The sequence below is a fragment of the Sphingomonas sp. SKA58 genome, from assembly GCF_000153545.1.
GTDB lineage: Bacteria > Pseudomonadota > Alphaproteobacteria > Sphingomonadales > Sphingomonadaceae > Sphingobium > Sphingobium soli.
In genome coordinates, this window is sequence record NZ_CH959309.1 from 1 (window position 1) to 22270 (window position 22270).

Annotated in this window: 26 protein-coding genes; 21 read left to right on the top strand and 5 right to left on the bottom strand. The window is 65.4% G+C overall.

Annotated elements, in window-relative coordinates; genetic code table 11:
* Positions 1-83: 83 nt before the first annotated feature.
* Genes SKA58_RS18085 through SKA58_RS18095 form a run of 4 tightly spaced genes read right to left on the bottom strand, consistent with a single transcriptional unit; the run spans position 84 to position 3662 of the window.
* Positions 84-1088, bottom strand: coding sequence for a site-specific integrase (locus tag SKA58_RS18085; protein WP_009823939.1), 1005 nt, complete (start codon positions 1086-1088; stop codon positions 84-86).
* Positions 1085-2440 carry a tyrosine-type recombinase/integrase gene (locus tag SKA58_RS18090; protein WP_009823940.1) on the bottom strand — a complete coding sequence of 452 codons (1356 nt, stop codon included), beginning with the start codon at positions 2438-2440 and terminating at the stop codon, positions 1085-1087. The genes SKA58_RS18085 and SKA58_RS18090 overlap by 4 nt, the downstream gene beginning before the upstream one ends.
* Positions 2437-2859, bottom strand: coding sequence for a tyrosine-type recombinase/integrase (locus SKA58_RS20420; protein WP_232209503.1), 423 nt, complete (start codon positions 2857-2859; stop codon positions 2437-2439). The genes SKA58_RS18090 and SKA58_RS20420 overlap by 4 nt, the downstream gene beginning before the upstream one ends.
* Positions 2856-3662 carry an integrase gene (locus tag SKA58_RS18095; protein ID WP_009823942.1) on the bottom strand — a complete coding sequence of 269 codons (807 nt, stop codon included), beginning with the start codon at positions 3660-3662 and terminating at the stop codon, positions 2856-2858. The genes SKA58_RS20420 and SKA58_RS18095 overlap by 4 nt, the downstream gene beginning before the upstream one ends.
* Before the next feature lie 229 nt (positions 3663-3891).
* Between SKA58_RS18095 and SKA58_RS18100 the strand changes: the two genes are divergently transcribed.
* The 12 genes from SKA58_RS18100 (at position 3892) to SKA58_RS18155 (ending at position 15502) form a co-directional block, all read left to right on the top strand.
* Positions 3892-5868 carry a strawberry notch C-terminal domain-containing protein gene (locus SKA58_RS18100; protein WP_009823943.1) on the top strand — a complete coding sequence of 659 codons (1977 nt, stop codon included), beginning with the start codon at positions 3892-3894 and terminating at the stop codon, positions 5866-5868.
* Positions 5869-5979: 111 nt separating this feature from the next.
* Positions 5980-7992: a ParB/RepB/Spo0J family partition protein gene (locus tag SKA58_RS18105; protein ID WP_007688079.1), complete on the top strand. Its 2013-nt coding sequence runs from the start codon at positions 5980-5982 to the stop codon at positions 7990-7992.
* A 92-nt stretch (positions 7993-8084) separates the two neighbouring features.
* Positions 8085-9008 (top strand): ArdC family protein, encoded by a 924-nt coding sequence (locus SKA58_RS18110; protein ID WP_007688077.1) that lies wholly within the window; start codon positions 8085-8087, stop codon positions 9006-9008.
* 52 nt (positions 9009-9060) lie between these two features.
* Entirely contained in the window at positions 9061-9399 is a 339-nt protein-coding gene (locus SKA58_RS18115) for an ArsR/SmtB family transcription factor (protein ID WP_013849891.1), read from the top strand.
* 12 nt (positions 9400-9411) lie between these two features.
* Positions 9412-9948, top strand: coding sequence for an arsenate reductase ArsC (locus tag SKA58_RS18120; RefSeq protein WP_007688074.1), 537 nt, complete (start codon positions 9412-9414; stop codon positions 9946-9948).
* Entirely contained in the window at positions 9945-10385 is a 441-nt protein-coding gene (arsC, locus tag SKA58_RS18125) for an arsenate reductase (glutaredoxin) (RefSeq protein ID WP_007688073.1), read from the top strand. Before SKA58_RS18120 ends, arsC begins: the two co-directional genes overlap by 4 nt.
* On the top strand, positions 10382-11449 hold the full coding sequence (arsB, locus tag SKA58_RS18130) for an ACR3 family arsenite efflux transporter (protein WP_007688072.1): 1068 nt from the start codon (positions 10382-10384) through the stop codon (positions 11447-11449). The genes arsC and arsB overlap by 4 nt, the downstream gene beginning before the upstream one ends.
* Positions 11446-11877, top strand: coding sequence for an arsenic resistance N-acetyltransferase ArsN2 (arsN2, locus tag SKA58_RS18135; protein ID WP_007688071.1), 432 nt, complete (start codon positions 11446-11448; stop codon positions 11875-11877). Before arsB ends, arsN2 begins: the two co-directional genes overlap by 4 nt.
* Entirely contained in the window at positions 11877-12617 is a 741-nt protein-coding gene (gene arsH / locus SKA58_RS18140; protein ID WP_007688070.1) for an arsenical resistance protein ArsH, read from the top strand. Before arsN2 ends, arsH begins: the two co-directional genes overlap by 1 nt.
* Positions 12618-12964: 347 nt before the next feature.
* A complete protein-coding gene (locus SKA58_RS18145) occupies positions 12965-13906 on the top strand; it encodes a DUF2493 domain-containing protein (RefSeq protein ID WP_007688069.1) in 942 nt (313 codons plus the stop codon).
* A gap of 112 nt (positions 13907-14018) precedes the next feature.
* Entirely contained in the window at positions 14019-14687 is a 669-nt protein-coding gene (locus SKA58_RS18150; RefSeq protein WP_007688068.1) for a hypothetical protein, read from the top strand.
* A gap of 407 nt (positions 14688-15094) precedes the next feature.
* Complete coding sequence (locus SKA58_RS18155) at positions 15095-15502, top strand: single-stranded DNA-binding protein (RefSeq protein ID WP_007688067.1); 408 nt, start codon at positions 15095-15097, stop codon at positions 15500-15502.
* A gap of 75 nt (positions 15503-15577) precedes the next feature.
* Here SKA58_RS18155 and SKA58_RS18160 read toward each other — a convergent pair whose 3' ends face one another.
* A complete protein-coding gene (locus SKA58_RS18160) occupies positions 15578-16012 on the bottom strand; it encodes a thermonuclease family protein (protein WP_009823946.1) in 435 nt (144 codons plus the stop codon).
* A gap of 227 nt (positions 16013-16239) precedes the next feature.
* Between SKA58_RS18160 and SKA58_RS18165 the strand changes: the two genes are divergently transcribed.
* The 9 genes from SKA58_RS18165 to SKA58_RS18200 all read left to right on the top strand — a co-directional run bounded on the left by SKA58_RS18165 (position 16240) and on the right by SKA58_RS18200 (position 22225).
* Positions 16240-16482 (top strand): hypothetical protein, encoded by a 243-nt coding sequence (locus SKA58_RS18165; protein WP_009823947.1) that lies wholly within the window; start codon positions 16240-16242, stop codon positions 16480-16482.
* Positions 16483-16589: 107 nt separating this feature from the next.
* Positions 16590-17111, top strand: coding sequence for a hypothetical protein (locus SKA58_RS18170; RefSeq protein ID WP_031295760.1), 522 nt, complete (start codon positions 16590-16592; stop codon positions 17109-17111).
* Between the two features lie 213 nt (positions 17112-17324).
* On the top strand, positions 17325-17552 hold the full coding sequence (locus SKA58_RS18175) for a hypothetical protein (protein WP_007688059.1): 228 nt from the start codon (positions 17325-17327) through the stop codon (positions 17550-17552).
* A 307-nt stretch (positions 17553-17859) separates the two neighbouring features.
* Positions 17860-18252, top strand: coding sequence for a DUF3768 domain-containing protein (locus tag SKA58_RS18180; RefSeq protein ID WP_007688057.1), 393 nt, complete (start codon positions 17860-17862; stop codon positions 18250-18252).
* Between the two features lie 191 nt (positions 18253-18443).
* Entirely contained in the window at positions 18444-18620 is a 177-nt protein-coding gene (locus SKA58_RS20140) for a hypothetical protein (protein ID WP_007688055.1), read from the top strand.
* Positions 18621-18632: 12 nt separating this feature from the next.
* Positions 18633-19397: a ParA family protein gene (locus SKA58_RS18185; protein ID WP_007688046.1), complete on the top strand. Its 765-nt coding sequence runs from the start codon at positions 18633-18635 to the stop codon at positions 19395-19397.
* On the top strand, positions 19397-20344 hold the full coding sequence (locus SKA58_RS18190; protein WP_007688045.1) for a ParB/RepB/Spo0J family partition protein: 948 nt from the start codon (positions 19397-19399) through the stop codon (positions 20342-20344). Before SKA58_RS18185 ends, SKA58_RS18190 begins: the two co-directional genes overlap by 1 nt.
* Before the next feature lie 230 nt (positions 20345-20574).
* A complete protein-coding gene (locus SKA58_RS18195; RefSeq protein WP_031295761.1) occupies positions 20575-21111 on the top strand; it encodes a plasmid mobilization protein in 537 nt (178 codons plus the stop codon).
* Positions 21104-22225 (top strand): relaxase/mobilization nuclease domain-containing protein, encoded by a 1122-nt coding sequence (locus tag SKA58_RS18200; protein WP_007688043.1) that lies wholly within the window; start codon positions 21104-21106, stop codon positions 22223-22225. The genes SKA58_RS18195 and SKA58_RS18200 overlap by 8 nt, the downstream gene beginning before the upstream one ends.
* The last annotated feature ends 45 nt before the right edge of the window (positions 22226-22270 follow it).

Below are 22270 nucleotides of genomic sequence, written 5' to 3' on the forward strand. Positions count from 1 at the left end.
TTATCGCGAGGAGCGGTAATGCGGAGGAACGCGGCGTAGTCCTGCAAAGCTGCGGAACATTTCGCCACGTCCTTCACATTATTCTATAGGGTGTCGAGCCATCCCATCAGATTGGCATCTCGCTTCCACGAAGGTGGCACGTTGCTCGCCGCCGGGGCGCCAACCTGTTCCAGCGCCTTTCGTTTGGTCTCCAGATTGGCCTGAGCATAGTGATTGGTCGTATCGAGACTGACGTGCCCGAGCCAACTGCGGATGACGGTGATATCGACCCCGGCGGCAACGAGGTGGACGGCGGTCGCGTGCCGGAAGCTGTGAGGCGTAACGTGTTTTGACTGGAGGGTCAGCGTCGATTTCGCGGCTTGTTCCACGTAGGCGTTGAGCTTGAACCGCACCCCTGACGCCCCTAGCGGTTCACCGTATCGATTGACGAAGATCCGCTCATCGGGCGCACGCGGCTGTCGCTCCAGTAGCTTCCTGAGCAATGCCACGGTTTCTGGCCAGAGCGGGCAGATGCGTTCCTTGCGCCCCTTGCCGTAAAGACGCACGAAGTTCGGTGCATCGAACCGGATTGCTTCGGGACAGAGGTCAAGCGCCTCTTGGATTCGCGCGCCACTGTTATAGAGGAACGAGAGCAGTACATGGTCGCGCAGCCCTTCGAGTGTCGATCGGTTGGGCTGGGCGAGGATGGCCTCGACCTCCTCGGGCTCGAGGTAGCACGGCGCGGAGGTGGGCTCCCGCTTCAACGGAACAGCCAGGACCTCTGAGCACTGCGCGATGTATTCCGGATTCTTGTCCGCCACGAAGCTGAAGAAGCTGCGGATGGCGGCCAGTCGGCAGTTCCGCGTGCCGATCGTGGTCTTGCGGCCATGCTCGGTATGATGAAGGAACGCGCGCACCTCGCCGGCCGAGACGTCGGTGAGCGTCAGCCGCGCGACCCCGCAGCCTTTTCGCTCCGCGACGAACCGAAGCAGCAGCCGCCAGGTGTCGCGATAAGAGCGGATCGTGTGGATTGACGCGCTGCGCTGCTCGGCCAGCCACTCCTGGAAGAACGCCCGCAACAACGCGGGCAATGGATTGCCTTTCCTCATGGCCGCGCCTCCGTGACAAGGCACGGGGCGCCGAGCGCGCGGAACCGTTCACTGGCTTCCTGCAACAGATCCTGCGTGACGGTGATGTAGACCAGCGTGGAGTGGAGATCCCGGTGCCCCATGTAGGTCGAGAGGAAGTGCAGTTTTTCCTGAGGGTTAATGCCGGACCGGTACCACTGGAGGATGCGGTTCACCACCATCGAGTGACGAAGGTCATGGACCCGCGGCCCGGTCCGGCCCGAAGCGGGCTTGAGCCCAGCACGGCGCATGACGTTGGTAATCATTGTCGTAACCGCCTCGGGCCTGTAGCGGTCATTTAAGTGGGCATGCCAGAACAGCCCTGATTTCGGGTTCTGTGGGCCGCCAGCGCGCCGCCTCGCATCGATGTACGCGCGCAGTTCGACCGCGACACTGTCGGATAGAGGCAAGATCCTGGTCTTGTAGAACTTCGTTTCCCGGATCGTGATCGTGCTTGATTGCAGGTCCACGTCACCAAGATCGAGCCATGCCAGCTCGCTTCGCCGTAGCCCGGCACAATAGGCCAGCATGATCATGGTGTAGAGGGTCAACGGCCGCAGCGGAGCGTCCGGCGACGGATAAGTCCGTGCGGTATCGAGCATACGCCGAACGTCAGCCGGGCTGAAGATATGCGGTTGCCGATGCTCCCGCGCTACTTCCCGCTCTGGCCGGGGATTGAAGCGCTTTGGCGGGATAGTCGGATCGAGGCGGAACCGCGCCTTGGTCAGGATGCGCGCCAGCTTCTGGCATTCAGCCGCGTGGTTGCGGGTCGGCTTGGCAGCCGCCCAGCTCGCAATCATTGCCTCAAGTGGTTGCTCCGCGAGGTCGGGACGGGCCTGAAGGAACCGATCGAACCGCAGCAGCCAGTGAGCCTGCGCTTCATATTGATATCCCCGGCTGCGCATCAGCATGACATGGTCTTGCATGAAGTCACCCAGCACGCTGCCGAAGGGCGCAGGCCGTCGTAACGCGGCCAAGGATTCGTCGGGATTCGGGGAAGCCAAGGCCCGCCAGATCGGCTTGCTTTGCTTGACGTTGTACCGACGGCGAAGTGCAGCAACAGGGTTGTCGGCGATCAGCCCGATTTCGACGAGGTGGTCGAGGAAGCGGTCGACAATGCAGACCTGATTGAGCAGCGTCGACAATCGCCAACGTTTTTGCATCTCCTTCAGCCAGGCGTCGAGCATCTGCCGGTCCACCGCCGGATGCCGGCGGGCAACATCTTCGAAGGTGCAAAGGAACCAGCGATATGTCGGTACGCTTCCCGGCCGGAACTGCGATTTTACCAGGAAGGCGTCGACGACGGTGCGATCGGGATCGTGCCAGGCGCTCATGACAGCACCTCCATTCCAGGCACCTCGAGTGCCACGGCTCGGAGATCATCTGTTGCCAGTTTGAGATAAGTATTGGTGGATTCGGTGGATCGATGCCCGAGCACGTCGCCGATGATCTTTTGCGGGACCGATGCCCGCAGCATTTCGACCGCACGTGCGTGGCGGAAGACATGCGGCCCCCGCTTTCCTGCTGGCACTACGCCTGCGGCGGCCAACCGACCGCGGATCATGCCGTACAGGTTCGTCATTGCGATATAGGGTGCGCAGGATCGGACGAAGATTTCCCGCACTTCAACCTGGGGCCGCCCAAGGCGCAGATAATCCAGCAGCGCTTCACCAACAGTCACCATTAGCGGCATGTACGAGTACGCGTTGTCTTGTGTGCAGATCCGAAGGATCTGCGCGCCAGTCCACGTCATCGAGCCGAAGCGGCATATCTCACTTCGCGCAGCCCATACGTGGCAAGCAGCTGAAGTATCGCATAATCGCGTAGTCCGCGTGGCGATCTGTCCTCCTGCGTTGTCGCCAGAACCGCGGCGATTTGGCTCCTTTCCAGCGTCGACGGCACATCTTCGTAGGCATAGAGCATGGGGCCGATGATGTGTGGCGTCAGATCGGTCGGGATGCGACCCGTCCGATGCAGATGGCGAACCACCGAACGGAGACGCTCAGCGACATCGGCCAATGATTTGCGCCGTAAACCAGGCGCGCGCATGTCCATGTAGAGATCGATGTCCACGATGCTCAACGTTTCGAGGCTGGCGGCACCGGCCCGGTCGAACTGCCATCGCAGGAAGTTTCGCGCCTCCCACATCAGCGCCGCAATGGACGCGCTTGCCAAACCGCGCTCCTCGCGCAGCCATGCCTCGTATTCGCGGCAAATTTCATGTCGATGCTCGTCATCGGGACCGATCATTTCTGCGTCCGGGGGCCAATTGCCTTGAGCAAGCCGGAGGAGCTTGGCGATCGCGGTGCGGGGCAACATGTGCCAACGCGCACTGGGAGGCCGACCGTACTGGATCTCAAAATCCTGAACCGCATAGCCAAAATACTGATCGACCTGCTGCGGCGTCACAGTCTCGACCTGTATATCGCACTCGGCCAGATAATCGAGAAACGCGCGGGCGTAGAGACGGTGGTTCGCCACGACCACGGGATTGTAATTCTGTGTGGTGAGCGAATTCGAGAGTTCGGTGATCAACTCGTCATGCAACTTCAACATGATTGCCTCCTCAGCTGGTCCAGGGACCGCCGAGGTTCGCAACCAATATAATGCGCAGCAACTGCGCACACTATCATGGGAATTCGCCGGTTACGCCGCGCTCCTCCGCATTACCGCTTCCTCGCGATAAGCGATCATTCACAACAATCTGCAGGCCGCGCTCGCCGCCACGCGCGTCACCGACGGCTTCAGCGGTGCCACCTATAATAGCGGCGCGAAGGCCGCGGCATTGTCGATCTTCGAATCGACCAAGCAACGCTTCTTCGGCCAGATCCTGCTGTCGATGAAGCTGCCCTCGCTGATCCCGGCGATCGCCGCCGATCTCGCGCGCGGCGACTGCGCCGTCGTCCAGCTCGTGTCGACCTCGGAAGCGATGCTCGATCGTGCCCTTGCCGACCTGTCCCCCGAGGAGCGCGCCTGGCTCGATATCGAGCTGTCCCCGCGCGAATTCCTGGTCGATTATCTGACCGCGGCCTTTCCCGTGCGCCAGATGCGCACCTATACCGACGATAGCGGCACGGTGCGCTCGGAACCGATGATCGACGAGGCCGGGCAGCCCGTGCTGTGCCGGGAAGCGATGGCCATGCGCGACCAGCTCCTCGAGCAACTCTGTGCGCTGCCGGTCGTCGGCTCGGCGCTCGATCACATAATCGGGCATTTCGGGACGGAGGCTGTGGCCGAGGTGACGGGCCGCAGCCGGCGGATCGTCGTCGATGCCGACGGCCGTCAGCGGATCGAACGGCGCAGCGCGCGCACGAACCTCGCGGAGACCGACATCTTCATGCGCGGCGAAAAGCGCATCCTGATCTTCTCCGACGCCGGCGGCACGGGGCGGAGTTACCACGCCAGCCTCGACGCGCCCAATCAGAGCCGCCGCATTCACTATCTCCTCGAGCCCGGTTGGCGCGCGGACGCGGCGATCCAGGGGCTGGGCCGCACGCACCGCACCCACCAAGCCTGCCCGCCCTTGTTTCGGCCCGTTTCCACCGATTGCCGTGGCGAACGGCGGTTCATCTCGACCATCGCCCGGCGCCTCGACAGCCTGGGCGCGCTGACCCGTGGCCAACGCCAGACCGGCGGGCAGGGACTTTTCGACCCCCGCGACAATCTGGAGTCCGACTTCGCGCGGGAATCGCTCGACCAGTGGTTTCGCCTGCTGTTCCAGGCAAAACTCCAATCGGTCCACTTCGATCAGTTCCAGGCGCTCACCGGTTTGAACCTGGCCGGGGAGGGCGGGGGGCTCACCGAGACCTTGCCCACGATCCAGCGGTGGTTGAACCGCATCCTGGCGCTGCGCATCGACCTGCAGAACGCGATCTTCGACGAATATCTCGGCTTGATCGAAGCACGGGTGGAAAAGGCACGCGAGGCCGGCACCCTCGATCTTGGCGTCGAAACGATCGCGGCCGACCGTATTTCGATCCTCGACCGGACGGTGATCCGGCGCGATCCCGTGAGCGGCGCCGAAACCGAGATCCTGCGTATCGAAACCGAGGAGCGATATCGGCCGCTGACCCTGGAGCGAGCGCATTGGCTTCTGGCCGACCCGGAAGCGCGCGGGTTGATCAACCCGCGTTCCGGCAAGGCCGCCATTTGCCGGCCGACCTTCTCGCTGACGGACGAAGAGGGGCGGACCGTGCGCCGCTATGAGCTGGTGCGGCCGACGCGCACCGAACGGCACCGGCAGGACCTCTTCGCCGAAACCCATTGGACCGACGTGGACCGGGCGAGCTTCGACGAAGCCTGGCAGGCCGAATGCGACGCAATGGCGGCGCAGACGCGCACGCAGATCATCTATCTGGTCACTGGCCTGCTGCTTCCGGTGTGGGGCAAGCTGCCCGACGATCATGTCCAGGTCTGGCGGCTGACGAGCGATGACGGCCAGTCGCTTCTCGGGCGTCTTATTCCGGCGCCGCTGGTTGAGCGGATTGCCAGCGCATTCGGCATCGCGGCCCATGTCGAGATCGACCTCGGCGCGCGGGTCGAGCACGTCCGCACCTCGGGCGAGATCATGCCGATCGGAGCGCTGCGGCTGAAGCGCGCCTTGGTCGCCGGCGATCAACGCCTCGAATTGCTGGACTGGAAGCCCGAGGCGCTGCCGCATCTCAAGGCGGCGGGCTGCTTCACCGAGATCATCCAGCACCGCACGCGGCTGTTCGTTCCCCCGAGCCGCGCCCTCGAGATCCTCGCCAGGATCACGGACTGACCCGCGGCCGCGCCAAGCGACCGAAGAGAGGGGAGGGGGCCTTCGGCCGGGTGGGCCTGAGTGGCTCAAGCCGGCCGACGAGGTCGGCGCAACCCTCGAAGGAGACAACCGATGATCCAGTCCGTGAAGGTCAAGAACCTCTCGCTCTCGAAGGACAATGTCCGCAAATCCAATCGCGATGCCGACCTCGACAGCCTCGCCGACAATATCGCCGCGCATGGCCTGTTGCAGAATCTCGTGGTCACGCCGCTCAAGAAGGCAGGACATTTCACCGTCAAGGCGGGTGGCCGCCGCTTGCGGGCGCTCCAGCGGCTGATCGATTCAGGTCGGCTTGCCGGGGACCATGAGGTTCAGGTGCTGGTGCTCGAGGATGATGCTGGATCGGCCGAAGCGAGCCTTGCCGAGAATTTCCACCGCGTCGCGATGAACCCGGCGGATGAGTGCTCGGCTTTCAAGCACTTCCTCGACAAGGGCGCGAGTGCCGAGGATGTGGCGAAACGTTTCGGCGTCACGACCCGCTTCGTTGAGCAGCGGGTACGGCTTGCCGAACTGGCTCCTCTCGTATTCGCGGCGCTGGCGGCGGGCGAGATCACGCTGGGGGTCGCCCAGGCTTATGCCGTCACGCCCGACGTCGATCGCCAGGCGCGCGTGTTCGAGAGCATGAGCCGGTCCTATTATGGCGACAATCCCGACAATATCCGCCGTGCGCTCCTCAACGGAACGGTCAAGGCGACCGACGCCAAGGCACGGTTCGTCGGCCGCGAGGCCTATGTCGGCGCGGGCGGCCGGATCGAGCGCGACCTGTTCGGTGAAGATGTGGACGAGAGCTGGATCGACGTGGAGCTCATCGAGCAGCTGGCCGCCCAGAAGCTTGAAGCGGCCGCGGAAGCGCTCGCTGCCGAACAGAAGCTGGCGTTCGTGACGCCGGTTCTCGCGACGCATGTGCCCTATGATACGGAGTGCCAGCTCCACGAATATCATCCGCCGCTGCGCGAATTGAGCGGGGACGAGCAGGAGCGCGTCGATAGTCTCTCGGATGAGGGCGACGCGCTCATCCGCGAACTTGAGACCGAACTCGAGGACGGCACGCCCGAGGCCGAGGCGGCTTCGGCGCGTCTCGCCGACATCGAGCGGGAACTCGATACGATCGAGGCGTCGCGCACGATGGTCGATGATGCGATCAAGGACCAGCTGGGCACCTTCATCTATCTGGCGCCCGATGGCAGTCCGCGGGTGCACAGCCGCATGTTCAGCGAGCGCGCCATCCGGCAGGCGGGCGAGGATGCAGAACCCGAAGCACCGTCCGGCAAGGTCGCGGCCTCCCGGCTCAGCGCGACGCTGGTTGACGAACTCGCGACCCAGCGCCGGCAGATCCTGGCAGCCCATGTCGCCTCGGATGCCGGGTTCGCGCTCGATCTCACGATATTCCTGATGGCGCACCGGACGGTGTTCGCCAGCAGCTATGTCCGGGACCACGCGACGTTGCAGGCCGCCGCCGCGAGCTTCCCGATCGTCAGCTTCCGCGATGAAGGTAGCGCGGCGAGCAATGTCCTGACCGAACAGCGCCAGGCGCTCGATGTGAGCTGGGCAGGCGGGAACACGCTGTCGTCCCGCTTCGATGCCTTCCGGCAACTGGATGAACAGGCGCGCGCCGATTGGCTCGCCCATGTCATGGCGCAGACGCTGGAGCCGACACTCAACGTCGACGATGGCGGGCGCCGCAACGGCTTCCACGATCATCTCGGACGGCTGCTCGACATTGATGTCGCGCAATGGTGGCGGCCCGATGCCCAGAACTTTTTCGGGCGGGTGAAGAAGGACGTCATGCTCGAAGCGCTCGACGAGATCGGCGGGCCGGTGCTGCGCGGCCGATACAAGGACGCCAAGAAGGGTGACCTTGCCAATGCCTGCGCTGCGCTCTGTTCGGGGCAGGGCATCGTCGAGGCCGAAGTCCGGGAAAAGGCGCTCTCCTGGCTGCCCGACGAGATGCGGTTCGGCGCGATCGAAAAGCCCGAAAGCTTCCGGAGCTATTCCGCTTTCCTCAGCGATGAAGACGACAGCGACGGCGGGGCAGGGGAGATCGCCCCCGATGGCGATGCTGGCGACTTCGAACAGGCCGCCTGAGGCGAACGCCTAACGGCGGGCGGCGCTTTCGTGTCGCCCGCCGCCCTTCATCGGCGGCGCTGAGACAGCCGCTCTTTCGCGGAGTATCCACCATGACCCAATCATCGGGCCGGCCCTCGCCGGCCGAGACCATCACGCGCGCCATCATCGACCGGCTCGAGGCCGGTGTGCGTCCCTGGGTACGGCCCTGGCGATCATGCGCCGCGCAAGGGCGCCCGCTGCGCGCCAATGGCGAGCCCTATCGCGGCATGAACACCTTTTGGCTATGGCTGGCCGCCGAGCAGTGCGGCTATCGGTCCCGCTACTGGATGACCTATCGGCAAGCACAAAGCCTCGGCGGGCAGGTCCGTGCCGGTGAGCAGTCGCAATTTGCGATCTTCTACAAAGCCTATTCGAAGAAGGTCGATTCCTACGAACGTCCGGGTGAGCTCGTCGATGAGCAGCGCCGGGTCATGCGGTCCTATGCGGTCTTCAATGCCGATCAGATCGATACACTGCCGGGCGATTTCTATCCCGAAGCCCTCTCCCTCGTCCCGCCGGGCGACCGGCTCGGTCCGCGGGCGGAGCGCTTCGTCGATCGGCTGCCCGCGCGGCTGCGATGCGGCGGCGATCGTGCTTATTATGATCTGCGCGCGGACGTCATCACCATGCCGCCGGTCGAGCAATTCGACACGCGCGCCGCCTGGGCAGCCACCATTGCGCATGAGGCCGGCCACTGGACAGGCCATCCAGCCCGGCTTGCCCGATCGTTCGGGAAGCGCTTCGGCGATCAGGCATATGCGTTCGAGGAGTTGGTCGCCGAACTGACAGCAGCGCTGGTTGGCGCCGATGTGGGTCTCCCAACCACCCATCTCGACGACCACGCGGCTTATATCGGATCCTGGCTCGCCATTTTGCGCAAGGATAATCGCGCATTGCTGACGGCGGCTGCGCGAGCCGAGGAAGCCGCCGGGTTTCTGCTGCGGGCAACCGATCTCGCTTGCGAGGATGATCTGGACGAGCAGGCGGCTGCTTGATCTCGCCATGTCGCCGATTGCACTATATCCATATATCCGCTATCGTGGATATATGGATAACGAATCTGTCATCGTCGCGTTGGGCGCGCTTGCCCAAGCCACGCGCCTCGACGCCTTCCGCCTTCTGGTGCGTCACGAACCCGAAGGCCTTCCCGCCGGCGAGGTCGCCAAGGCGCTGGATGTCCCGCAGAACACGATGTCGGTGCATTTGGCGACCCTGGCGCGTGCCGGCCTGGTCACATCCGAGCGGCGCAGCCGGATCATCAACTACCGCGCCGATCTCGATGCGCTACGCTCCGTGATGCTGTTCCTCGTCAAGGACTGCTGTGGTGGCCGGGCCGAGCTCTGCCATCCACTTGCGGATGAACTGCTTGCCTGTCGTGCTGCCTGAAAGGACATCAACATGACGGATCGCCTGTTGAACGTACTGTTTCTTTGCACGGGCAATTCCGCCCGTTCCATCATGGCCGAGGCGATCCTCAGCCGTGAGGGGCTAGGCCGTTTCAAATCGTTCAGCGCCGGCAGCCAGCCCAAGGGCGAGGTCCATCCGTTCACCATTCATCTCTTGGAGAAGCTGAACTACGACGCAAGCCGGTTCCGCTCGAAGAGCTGGGAAGAGTTTTCCGGCCCCGATGCGCCGTCCTTGGATTTCGTGTTCACCGTTTGCGACAATGCCGCCAATGAGCTTTGCCCGGTTTGGCCGGGGCAGCCGCTGACCGCCAATTGGGGGGTGCCCGATCCGGCCGCTATCGAGGACAGCGAAACGGTGCAGCACGCGGCCTTCTTCGATACTTACAGGATGCTGTTCAATCGCATCTCGCTGTTCACCAACCTGCCGTTCGAAGGCCTCGACAAGATGAGTCTACAGAACCGGCTGAACCGGATCGGCAAGGAACAGGGCCGCGCCGACCTCCCAAGCGAAAAGGCACCCAGCGCATGAGCAATGCCGCAATCGATATCGTCATCTATCACAATCCCGAGTGTGGGACGTCGCGCAACACGCTGGCGATGATCCGCAACGCCGGGATCGAGCCGCATGTGATCGAATATCTCAAGACGCCGCCCAACCGCCCGCGCCTGGTTTCGCTCATCGCCCGCATGGGCATCAGCGCACGCCAGTTGCTCCGCGAGAAGGGCACGCCCTTCGCCGAGCTGGGTCTTGCCGATCCGACGCTCAGCGATGACCAGCTCATTGATGCGATGATCGAACATCCGATCCTCATCAACCGGCCAATCGTTGTGTCGCCGCTCGGCGTGAAACTCTGCCGTCCATCGGAAGAGGTGCTCGATCTTCTCCCGTCCGCCCAGCGCGGGGCTTTCACCAAGGAAGATGGCGAGCAGGTCATCGACGCCGCCGGCAAGAGGATCGGGGCGTGAACGCGACCGTTGCGGCACGACCCAAGCCGGCGATCAACAGCTTCGAACGCTATTTGAGCGTCTGGGTGGCGCTCTGCATCGCTGTCGGCATCGCGCTCGGCTATTCGCTGCCGAATCTGTTCGCAGCCATCGCATCGGCTGAGATCGCGCGCGTGAACCTGGTCGTGGCTGTGCTGATCTGGCTGATGATCGTCCCCATGCTGCTCAAGATCGACCTCGGCGCGTTGGGGTCGGTTCGCCAACACTGGAAGGGCGTCGGCGTCACCCTCTTCATCAACTGGGCGGTGAAGCCCTTTTCAATGGCGCTGCTCGGCACGCTGTTCCTGGGATGGCTCTTCCGGCCGCTGCTGCCGCAGGGCGAGATCAACGCCTATATCGCCGGGCTCATCCTGCTCGCCGCCGCCCCCTGCACGGCGATGGTGTTCGTCTGGTCGAACCTGTGCGACGGCGAGCCGACCTATACGCTGAGCCAGGTGGCGCTCAACGACGTGATCATGGTCTTCGCCTTCGCACCGCTGGTCGGACTGCTGCTCGGGGTCGCCTCGATCACAGTGCCCTGGGACACGCTGCTCATCTCGGTCCTGCTCTATATCGTCGTGCCCGTCATCGTCGCGCAGATCATTCGTCGGGCGTTGCTATCGTCAGGCGGGCAGCCGGCGCTCGATCGGCTGCTGGCAACGCTTGGGCCGGTGTCGCTGGTTGCGCTGCTGACGACGCTCGTCCTCCTGTTCGGCTTCCAGGGCCCGGCGATCCTGGCTCATCCGCTGGTCATCGCACTGATTGCCATTCCCATCCTCATCCAGGTCTACTTCAATGCGGGCCTGGCCTATTGGCTCAGCCGGCGCTTCGGCGTGGCCTGGTGCGTCGCCGCTCCGGCCGCGCTGATCGGCGCGTCCAATTTCTTCGAGCTCGCGGTTGCAGCCGCGATCAGCCTGTTCGGCCTCAATTCCGGGGCCGCGCTCGCGACCGTGGTGGGCGTGCTGGTCGAGGTGCCGGTAATGCTGTCTGTCGTCAGCATCGTCAAGAAGACGCGGCCCTGGTACGAGCAACGCGTTCCTGCATGATCGCTACACTGCTGGATTCCAGGTCGCTTTCCGACCTGATGGCGGAGCTGAGCGCGGCGGGTCTGCCTGCCAGTGATCTCGCCGAGGCGGGACGCCGCTTCTTTCGGTTCGAGGATGATGTTGGCCTTGTCGGCTATGGCGGGATCGAAGGCGACGGCTCCGACCGCCTGCTGCGCTCGCTGGTCGTGAAGGCCGATCGGCGCGGATGCGGATTGGGCGGTGCCATTCTCACGGCAGTCGAACGCGCTGCAGCTGATGAGGGCGCGACTAGCCTGTACCTGCTCACCACGACCGCCGAGCCTTTCTTTCGCCGTCACGGCTATGAAACAGCCGAACGGACCGACGTTCCTGCCGTCATCGCGCAATCGGCCGAGTTCCGATCGCTATGCCCGGCGAGCGCCGCCCTTTTGTACAAATGGATTGCCTGATGTCGCGTCTTCGTATCCTTCCCGAACCCGATCACATGCCCGCGCTGGACCGTGCAATGATCCGGCCCGATCTCGCCGCCGGGCTCGGCGCGCTTGAGCCGAAACCTCGCATCCTCCTCCTCTACGGCTCGCTGCGCGAGCGGTCGTTCAGTCGCTTCGCGGTCGAGGAAGCGGCCCGGCTGCTCATCCTCTTCGGCGCCGAAGTGCGGATCTTCGATCCGGCCGATCTCCCGCTCCCCGACCAGATCAAGGACGATGATCACCCGGCGGTGCATGAGCTTCGCGAGCATGCGCTTTGGTCCGAGGGCATGGTCTGGTGCAGTCCCGAACGGCACGGCCAGATCACCGGCATCATGAAAGCGCAGATCGACCATTTGCCGCTCGAATTCGGCGGCATGCGTCCGACCCAGGGCCGGACCCTGGCCGTCATGCAGGTTTCGGGCGGATCGCAGTCGTTCAACGCGGTCAACACGTTGCGGCTGCTCGGGCGGTGGATGCGCATGTTCACCATCCCCAACCAGTCGAGCATTGCTATGGCGTTCAAGGAGTTCGACGAGGACGGCCGTCTCAGTGCCTCAAGCTATTATGACCGGATCGTCGACGTCATGGAGGAGCTGGTGCGCTTCACGGTGCTGACACGTCGCCATGCCGATCAACTCGTGGACCGCTATTCGGAACGCAAGGCGGCAGCCGCCAAGCGCGACGCGGCCCAAGATCTGGCCTCACGGTCGAAGGCCTGACGGCCGGGCTCTTCCGATGCGACGCGCTTTCATGCCGTCCTGTGCGTATCGGGAGATCGGGTTGCGGGTGCCCTTCTTAAGGTCCTCTGCGTCATGAATGCCTGACGCGACAGGGCCTTCGCGCCTTTCGCCAGAGGATGCGGCACATGGGCCATCGCGCTGGCGGCGGCAACCCGAACGCTCCGGCCGTGTTGGCGCGCCGAGGCGCGCCTGCCCGCACCACCCGGACCTTATCGGGTTCCCCTTGGGCGTTGCCCGGCGGTGCCGCCGCCGCTTTTTCGATGGCCCGGAGGGTGCGCATCCGGCGGGAAGGCCGCCGGCCCTGCGACACGGAAAGGCAATCCCTCATGACCAGCTCCCTTTCAGCAGTGCTCCAAGCACTCGAACTCGGCCATCTCGACCTGATGGGCGACCAACGCTCGATGGAAGCGCCGCCGCCGGCCGAAGCGCTCGAACAGACCGTCAGCGCCATCTGGAGCGATCTCTTCGCGCTCTTCCCCTTCACCGCGCTCGAACGCGACATCGAGGATCTGGGCTGGGGCTTCGTCAATCTCTTCCACCGCGCGGCCGCCAAGAAGCATCAGCTGATCGACCGCCTGACCGACGAGATCCGGCTCCTGCTCGCCGAGCAGGACGGATCGGAGATCGCGACCGCTGATCTCGAGGACAAGATCGATCTCGCCCGCAAGGTCGAGCAGTCCGCCCAGGCCTATGAGGGGATGCGCGACACCGCGGCGCGCCACTATCTGCATGAGACCGGCCGCTCCTGGGTGCCCGCGACCGGCAACCGCATCTCGCTCGGCACGACCGCTGCGATCGTCGATGGCCGGGCCTATTTGCAGGCGCGGCGCGAGCGGGTGCGCGATGCCAATATGGTCCATGGCACGCCCGTGGTCTTCGCCGGCGGGCGCCTTCGCTTCGCCAGCGACGACGAGGCCAAGCAGTTTGCCGACAATCTGCTGCGGACCCTCAAGGCCGTGCGCGAACGTGTGGGCGACATGTATCTCGTCCATGGCGGCGACATGAAGGGCATCGAGCGTCTTGCAGCATCCTGGGCCGAGCAGAACGGCATCCAGCAGCTGCGGTTCGGCCTTGATCGCAAGCTTGGCGATCGTGCCGGCTTCCGGCGCAACGAGCAGATGCTCTCGGTCAAGCCGCGCTACGTCATTGCCTTCCAGGGCAACGGCGTCACCGAAAGGCTGGTGGTCGAGGCCAAGGCGCGCGGCATCCATGTCGTCGATCGCCGCGGACCGCTCGGAACGCCGCCGGCGGCTTTATCTCGCGGCTGACCGCCGTGCCGGCCGCTTCGGCGGCCGGCTTTTCTCAATCTCGCGGATTCCGGTGCCGGAGGGGAGGGGGCGGGGCGGATGCGTCCCTTGTTCCCTTCGGAGGTTCCGCATCATGTTCATGCCCGATCGCGCCAGTGCGTGCGCGCTCCTTGCCTTCCGCGCCGCGCATGGCCGCCACTGGAAGGCGAAGCTGCTGTCCTTATGGTCGACAGGCCGCGATGTGGACGAAGCCGATGGCGCTTACTTACGGCATCTTCGCAACCAGGCCGGTCCCTCCTGGCTCCGCCAGCTGACGCCGCGCCGCTGGCGCGCGATCGAAAGATTGGCGGCGCCCGGCGATCCGGTGCTTGCAGCCGTGTTTCTCGATCGAGCGCGCGAATTTCATCGCGGCGCGCAGATTGGCGCGCCTATTGCGCTTGCGCCGGCACTGCACTTGCTCGCGATCTCCTGCGAACTGGGTTTGAAGGCGCATCTTTTGGGTCATGGCTGGACGGACGATGCGCTGGCCCGCGATATCCGTCATGACCTTGTCCGCGCCCTCGACGAGGCGCGGCAGCTAGGCCTGCCGGCGCCCGGTCGTCCGCTGGCCGATTTCATCAAGAGCCTCGGCCCGGCCTATGCCGTGCATCGGATCGACGCGCTGGTGGCAGGTGGCTATGCCTGCGACATCGGCGCCGTGCTTTGCGAGACCGGGCAGCTCCTCGATGCCGTGGCGGCCTGCCTGAGGCCAGCCACGCCAGGCGCCGCCACCTTGCGTACCTCCTCTTCCCCCTCCGCGTGATCGTGCAACGGACGTCGTGTCGAGCCCGCGAGTGGCCATGCGAAGGATCTACAATCCCGTCCTGCGGCTCAAGGGACGGGCAGATAAGGCACGGGCGTAAGGTCCGCGAGATGCCGGACCGGCGTGCTCGGCAAAGCCGGCAATATCGGCGGTTTCGCTGGGTGGGCTCCGGTCATGGCCCAAGCGACGCACCGTCCTTCTCCTCATCTGACCCCTAAGCCGGCCGTCCGGCCCATCCAACCCGCAAGCCATCGGGCCGAGTTGCCGTGTGCCACGGCTGCCCGCACCACCCCTTGTCTCGGGGTTCCCCGGCGCTGCGCTGCCGGTGGATGGGCCGTCTTGTCCGCCTTGGCCGGGGATCAGTCGAAGGGACGGTCCCTTGGACCCACATCGAAGGAACTCAGGCCATGCAGAACCTCGTCATCCTCGCCGGCAATGTCGGTGGCACGCCGGAAACCCGCACCACCCAGGGCGGCACCCGCATTACCCATTTCAGCCTCGCCACCTCGCGCCCGAAGCGCGACAGCAACGGCAAGATCCTGCGCGACGACAACAATCGCCGCCTTGAGGACACCGAATGGCACCGGATCACCTGCTTCAACGGCGTCGGCAAGACGGTCGAGCAATATGTCGACAAGGGTATGAAGGTCATGGTCCGGGGCCGTATCCACTACACCCGCTGGACCGACAGCGAGAATATCGAACGCTACGGCGTCGAGATCATCGCCGACGAGGTGACCTTCCTCACCCGCGCCAAGTCCAACGAGAATAGCGGCGGCGGCAACGAGCCCGAAGACGATGAAATCCCCTTCTGAGCTCGGACAGGGCGGCCCGGCGGCATCGCCGCCGGGCCTCTTATCCTGTTCAGGCGCGGCATGGTCCCAAGCGGATCAGCGGGATCGGCATCGCCCCTTGGCATAGCGCTCCCAGCGCAGCACGGTGCCGGTCGCAATCATCGCGCAGCTGAGATCGCCGATGCCGGGCGCGTTGCACCAGGCGCCGGTCCGGTTGCCCTTGGCTTCGCCGGTCGAGACGCAGCGCATGGTGGGGCCAGCCACGCGAATATGCCCGGTGGATGTCTGGCCGCGCGGTCCGCCAAGCAGGCGCACCAACGCATCGCGGGCGGCCGGGCCACTTGCTCTCGGACAGGGCTGGCCGGGGCGGCAGCTGTTGTCGATCTCGCGCGCGGCAATTTCGGCGAGCCGCACATGGGCGCCCTCGCGGCACCAGATCGGGCCATCGCCATCCCAGACGCGCGTCGGTGTGCAGGCGAAGGTCTGATCATTGGGGACCACGGCGGCGGCAAGCAGGAGCGGGAACAGCATCCGGCGGGGCTAACCGACAAGCGGCGGCCTGTCATCCGGACCCGTTGGATGGAGCGGCAGGCAGGGCAAGGGGTGGGGCGCGACATCGGCGGGGACCTGGCCTCCTGGCCGGCGGGTTCGCCCGCTCTCAATCGGCGCGATCCTTGGTCCACCCGGTGACCTTTTGCGATCAACCCGCAAGGGGTCCGGTCGCTTCGCTACGGCTTTTTGGGCCTCCAGCCAAAAAAGTGATCGCGGCCACCGGCCGGACACATCGGGCGCCTGTCGAGCGGGACGAACCCGCCGGCGCGCAAAGGAGCCTCGACATGTTCACCGACATCGCAATCGCTCGCCGCCACGCCTTCAGCCTCTCGCGCAGCCTCATGATGGTCACCTTCGTCATCGCGATCGGGCAGCATTACGGGGTTATCACCGCCGAAGACGCCGACGGCAGCGTCGCCATCGTCACCGAATTCGATCCCTTTGCCTGACGGCTCGACCGGGAGCCGCTCGGCTCCCGGTTATTCCCCGCGCTTCGCTCGCGGCTTGCGCCGAAGACGAGAACCGATTGTTCAGATGCCGCGACTATGCTGCGATAATGACGATTGAGGCTGCGATAGCGAATGCCGGCGATGATGCCCTGTGGGCGCGCGTCACCCAGGAGGTGAACGCCTGGCGCGGTGCCTGTCTGCAATGCTTCGCCGCGGTGGAGGTGGCCGTTACCGAGACTTTGCTGCATCTGAGCGCTCAGCCGGGACGAGGACAGTCGGTGAAGCTACGGCATTTGGTCGGGCAACGGCTCGATGACCTTGCTGCACTCGTCAATGAGGGCGGCCCCTTTTCCGTGGAGGGAAAGGGTGTCGCGAGCCTGCTGGCGGAATTTCGGCACCAGGAAGGGCTGCGCACGATGCTCGCCCATGGCCAGGCGAAGCTGACAGTCGAACGGACCAGTCGATGGGCCGCCATCTTTCGTGTGATCGCGATCCGGGCACGGCAGGCTGATCGTTCGACGCTCGTGATCGAAGAGAACGAGGCGGCGGAGAGGCTTCAGCAGCTCCGTAAGGTATCGCAGAAATTGTGTTCTGCACTTGGCAATCTGCGACGGGCGGTTGCCGTCTGAAAGTCGGATTTCTCTGCATCTATGCGCTGAGAATGGCGGCTCCGGCGCGGCCGGACCGGGCTCTAGGCTTCGCCCTGAGCCTTGTGCCAAGTCTCAGCCCATTCGGGTGACGATCCCTGCCGTGACTGCTCGCACTTCTCAACCCTGCGCGCAAACTATGGCCCGGCCGGTCGCGCCGCGCGCTGGAGGGCAGTTGGCCAGGCCCGCACGCAGGTGCTCATCGTGCAGCAATATGTGCCAGGGACGGTCATGGCCCCGCGCCGCGAGATAATAGGCCGCGCCGTCGCAGCCGACCATGCGGCATCGGGCCTGCCGGTCGATGAGGCTGGCGCCTGCTCCATGGAGCCCGATCAGGGCATCGACATCCTCGCGCATCAACGCACCGCAGCGGCGGCATTGCGATCGGACGAGGATCTGGCGCAGCCGCATCGCCTGGAGTGACGCGGTCCAGGCCGGGGCAAGGCGGAAGAGAGTGGCGCTGCTCGTCATGATGGGCGGAGGATAGCGCCGGGCTCTCCGCGGAGCCAGAGAATCAGGACACCGCGATCATCTCTTCGCGATCCCGCCCGCCAAGACCTTCCTCCTGTCGGCTTGCCTGGCCGGCGCGCGCGCCCGCGCAAGCCCGCTTTGCGGGCTTCTCCACTGCCGTTGCGACCCTGCCGGTGCGCGGCCGCGCTCTGCCGCCGGCCCTTGGCACGCCTGTCGGAAGGCCCCGGCGGGCGGGGCCGGACAGATCAGGAGCGTTCTCATGTCCCAATCCTCCCCGAATGCGATGAGCCAGGCCGAGCGGATCGCCCGCGTCGCCGAACTCAATGACGCGCTTCGCCGGTCCATCCATAGCCCGGGCCGCAACCAGATCGTGATGACTGCGGGCGTTGCGGCGCTGATCGGCGACGTCGCCCTGTTCCGCGGCTTTCGCCGCCGCGCGGAGATCCTCCGGATCGTGCGCGACTATGACAGCTTCACGCCCGACAACGATCCGATCGACGAGCATGATTTCGGCCGCTTCGAGTTCGAGGATGCGATCCTCTACTGGAAGATCGACTATTACGATCTCGAGCTCGCCTATGGCTCGCCGGATGCCGCGAACCCCGAGGTCACGACGCGCGTGCTCACTATCCTGCTGGCCGACGAATATTGATCCGGCGCAGCCATCCCCCCGACCGGGGGGATGGCCCGCATAGTCTGCTTGAGCAGACTATGCGGGCAACGGACGCCGCATCCGCAAATGCGGGAGGGGAGGGCGCGGGTCCGAGATGTCGCGCGATTGCGCGTGGCCGGCGCCAGTGGCGCCGTTCGCTTGCCCGTTCACTGGCTCCAAGGAGACTTATCATGGCCGCATATTTCGCCGCGCATCCCGATCACGCGTTTCTCTTCGCGTTCGGCTGCTTCGCCCTCACCGTCTATCTGTTCCGCTATGCCGGTCCCGGCATTGGGGGTGGCGGCGACTGGTCCTCGCGCGATCATTATGAGCGCAACCTGCGCGATGGTCCTGACGACTATTGCTGAGGTGCCGCGGTCATGAAGACGATCGTCGTCAGCCTGCTCAAGGGCGGGGTCGGCAAGACCTTCCTCGCCAGTCATCTCGCCTGGTATCTTGCTGAACCGCCTGAGCGCCGCGTCGCCTTCGTCGATCTCGACCCGCAGGGCAGCTCGACGCGGCGCCTGGGCGCCGAGCGGCAAGGCGGATTTTCCGCCGACCTGTTCGATCCTGCCGCTGCCCTGTGCGCCGACGGGCAGGCCGGGCTAACCGTGCTCGGTGCCGATCCCCGTCTCCAGATGGTCAAGGCGGCGCAGGATGTGCGCGACTTCATCGGCCGCTTCCCGGCGCTCCGCCCGCATTTCGACTATTGCGTTATCGATACCGGTCCCAAGTGGGACGAGCTCACCTTGAGCGCGATGGCGGTCGCCGATGCCGTGATCGCGCCGGTGCAGGTTGCCGAGGATTCGGTCGAATGCGCCAAGATGCTGCTGACCGCGCTGCGCAAGGCCGAGGCCGCGCGCGCCGGCCGCAAGATCGCTTTCCTCGGGCTCCTCCCCTCGATGGTCAATCCGTTCGACCGGCGCGAGATGGAGAATGCGGTGAAGCTGGCGCATGCGGTCGGCGAGAAGCTCATGTTCCCGGCCTTCATCAAGGCGCGGCCGACCTACAAGCATGCCGCGGAAAATCATCGTCCGGTATGGCAGGAGACCGGCAGCGGCGCCAAGGCGGCGGCCGAGGAGATCCGCGCGGTGCTCGCCGAGATCGAGGGGCGCATGACAAGCCAGGAGGTCGCGGCCGCCTGATGGGCAAGTTCGACGAGCGCATCGAGGAGTTCGGACTTCTTGTCGGCGACCATGAACGGGCGCGCCGGGTCGAGGATATCGAACTTGCGCGCATCCTGCCCGACCCCGGCAATCCCCGGCGCAGCTTCGACGATGACGCGCTCGCCGAGCTGGCCGCCTCGATCGCGTCGCGCGGCGTGCTGCAGCCGATCACGGTTACGCCGCCCGACGCGAACGGCATGCACCGGATACGTCTGGGCGAGCGCCGCTTCCGCGCATCGCAGCTGGCGGGCCTTGCCACGATCCCCGCGATCGTCGTGCCGGTCGGCGAGGGAGTGCAACTGCTGGCCGACCAGATCGTCGAGAACGACCAGCGCGCCAATCTGTCGTCGGTCGAGCTCGCCCATGCGATCGCCCGGATGCTGAAGGGCGGGATGAACCAGGTCGAGATCGCGGCGGCACTCGGCCGATCCAAGCAGTTCGTCTCGCTCTATGCCGCCTATGGCGACATGCCGGCCTATCTCAAGGCGGCCCTGCCGTTTGCGCCTATTCGCCTTCTCTATGATCTGCACCGGACGGCGAGGGACTACCCTGCCGAGGTCGAGGCCTATGTCGCCAGCTGGGGCGACGCCGGCGCAACGCTCGCCGCAGGATCGCGCTTCATCGCCGAACTCAAGCAGACGCACCCGGCGCCGGTCCCTCCGCGGGCGCCTGTGGCACAGCCATTGGCCCCCACCGACCGCGATCCGGTTCGATCGGGCCTCACGGACAAACCCTCCGCGCCGATCCGATCTCCTAGACTACCGGTCTTGGTCGACGGCTTCCCTGCGTGGCTCCCGCTGGCGCCTTTGGTCACGGTGATTTTCGAGGATGGCCGCGAGCGTGAAGTCGCTGCCTCGTCGATCGGTCCGACCGGCGAGAGAAGCGAGGCCTTGCCAACAACTGACCCGCCTCCTCCGCGTTCGTAGTTTATCTTGCACGATGGTTTGGGCCGTACCCTTCGGGGTGCGGCCCTTTTCGTGTCGATGGGCGGGGGCAGCGCCGAAGGCGCCGCCCCTTGCTGCGGACGATCGGTGTTCGAGAGGGGTTCGCTGGCCGAAGAACAATAGTCTGCCCAAGCAGACTATAAGATGAGTTGAGTAAAGGTAAGGGCCGGATAGGCTTGGCGCCGGGGATGTATGACAATAGCGTTGGGGACATGCCCGTCCTCACCTTTCGGCTCGACGATGATGTCGCCCAGCGTTTCGCCGCGCTCGCGGCGGTATCGGGCGGCCGCTCGGCGCTGCTGCGCCGCTTGATCGGTGACGCCTTGGCCATGGAGGCGGGGGAGGGGCATCAGGCGCCGCGCGCCCGCCAGCGCGCAACCTGCCGGGTCGAGGTTCGGCTGATCCCGGAAGAGATCGCCGCGCTCGACCGCGCGGCGGATGTGCTGGGGATGAAGCGTACCGACTGGATCACCACGTTGCTGGCGCGGCGCTTGCGCGCAAACGCGCCCTTGCCGCGCGAGGAGCGGGCGGCCGTCGCGCAGGCGTGGCGCGAGCTCAATCGGATCGGGATCAACCTCAACCAGGCGACCCGCGCGCTCAACGCCTCGGTGATGGTCGAATCCGGCCTCGACGTCGCGCGGGAAGCGGCCAGGGTCGCAAGCTTTAGGTCCGAGATCGTCGATGCGCTCGCCGGTCTCGGGGCCGCGCTCAAGGGCGATCTTCGCTACTGGGACATGGCCGATGCGTGAGGAGGAGGGGGTTCTCCCGCTTCCCAGCCTGATGGAGGCCTGGCGGCCGCCGGCAGGCGGCAAGCGGACCCTGCGCGGCGCCTATGTTCGGATCAAACCGGGCGGAAGCGGGGGCGGGGCCGCCCGGCCGATGTCGATGGGCCAGGCCGAGGCGCGCGCCAAGCTCGAGCGGATCGTGCGCAAGGCGCCCGAGGTGATGGTGAAGGTCTCCGGCAAGCAATATGGCGCTCATCATGTCGCCGAGCATTTCGGCTATGTGGCGCGCCACGGGAAGCTCGCCGTCCGATCGAGCGAGGGCGAGATTATCACCGAGCCGGATCGGCTCAAGGCGATCGCTCAGGACTGGGCGATGCTCGACGAGGCCATGAACGAACATGGCCGGGAACGGCCGACGTCGATGTCGCTGGTGCTGTCGATGCCCGGGGGATCGACCGACGCCGAGACGCTCCATGATGCGGCGCAGGCATTCGCGCGAATCCTGTTCGAGGGGAACCATGCCTATATGCTGGCGCTCCATACCGACACCGATCATCCCCACGTCCATCTGACGGTGGCGACCGAAGGGGCGGACGGAACCCGCTTCAATCCGCGCAAGGCGGATCTCCATCATATGCGTGAGACCTTCGCGCATGAGCTGCGCGCGCGCGGTGTCGCGGCGGAAGCGACACCCCGGCGGGCGCGCGGTCATGTCCAGAAGCGCGTGCGGTCAGCCGCGCTCCATCTCGATGCCCGGCTTGGGGCCGAGGGGCGCAGGCTCAATCTCGCGCAGCTCAACGAACTGCGGGCGCAAAGCTTCGTGCGTGCGGCCGACCAGGAGCGCCGGCCGGAAGATGTCATGGCGCTGGCGCGCCAGAAGCAGATCCGCGGCGCCTATGCCGAGGCCGCCGTCGCGCTCGCCGCCACCGGAAAACCGGAAGATCGGGCCTTGGGGCAGGAAATCGCCGGCTTTCTGGCGGCGATGCCGCCGGCGGTGTCGCGGCGGCTCGCGCGCGCACGGGAGATACTGCAATCCGAACGGCCGCCGCAGGAGCGCCGAAACGAGCCGGAGGGCGTTTCGCCGCCCACAGGTGCGGACGAGGGGCGGCCACCGCCTCACCGGGATCGGGAACGATGATGGCCGGCGCTCCCGCGGGCGGCTTGCCTACCTTGCCTGTGTGGC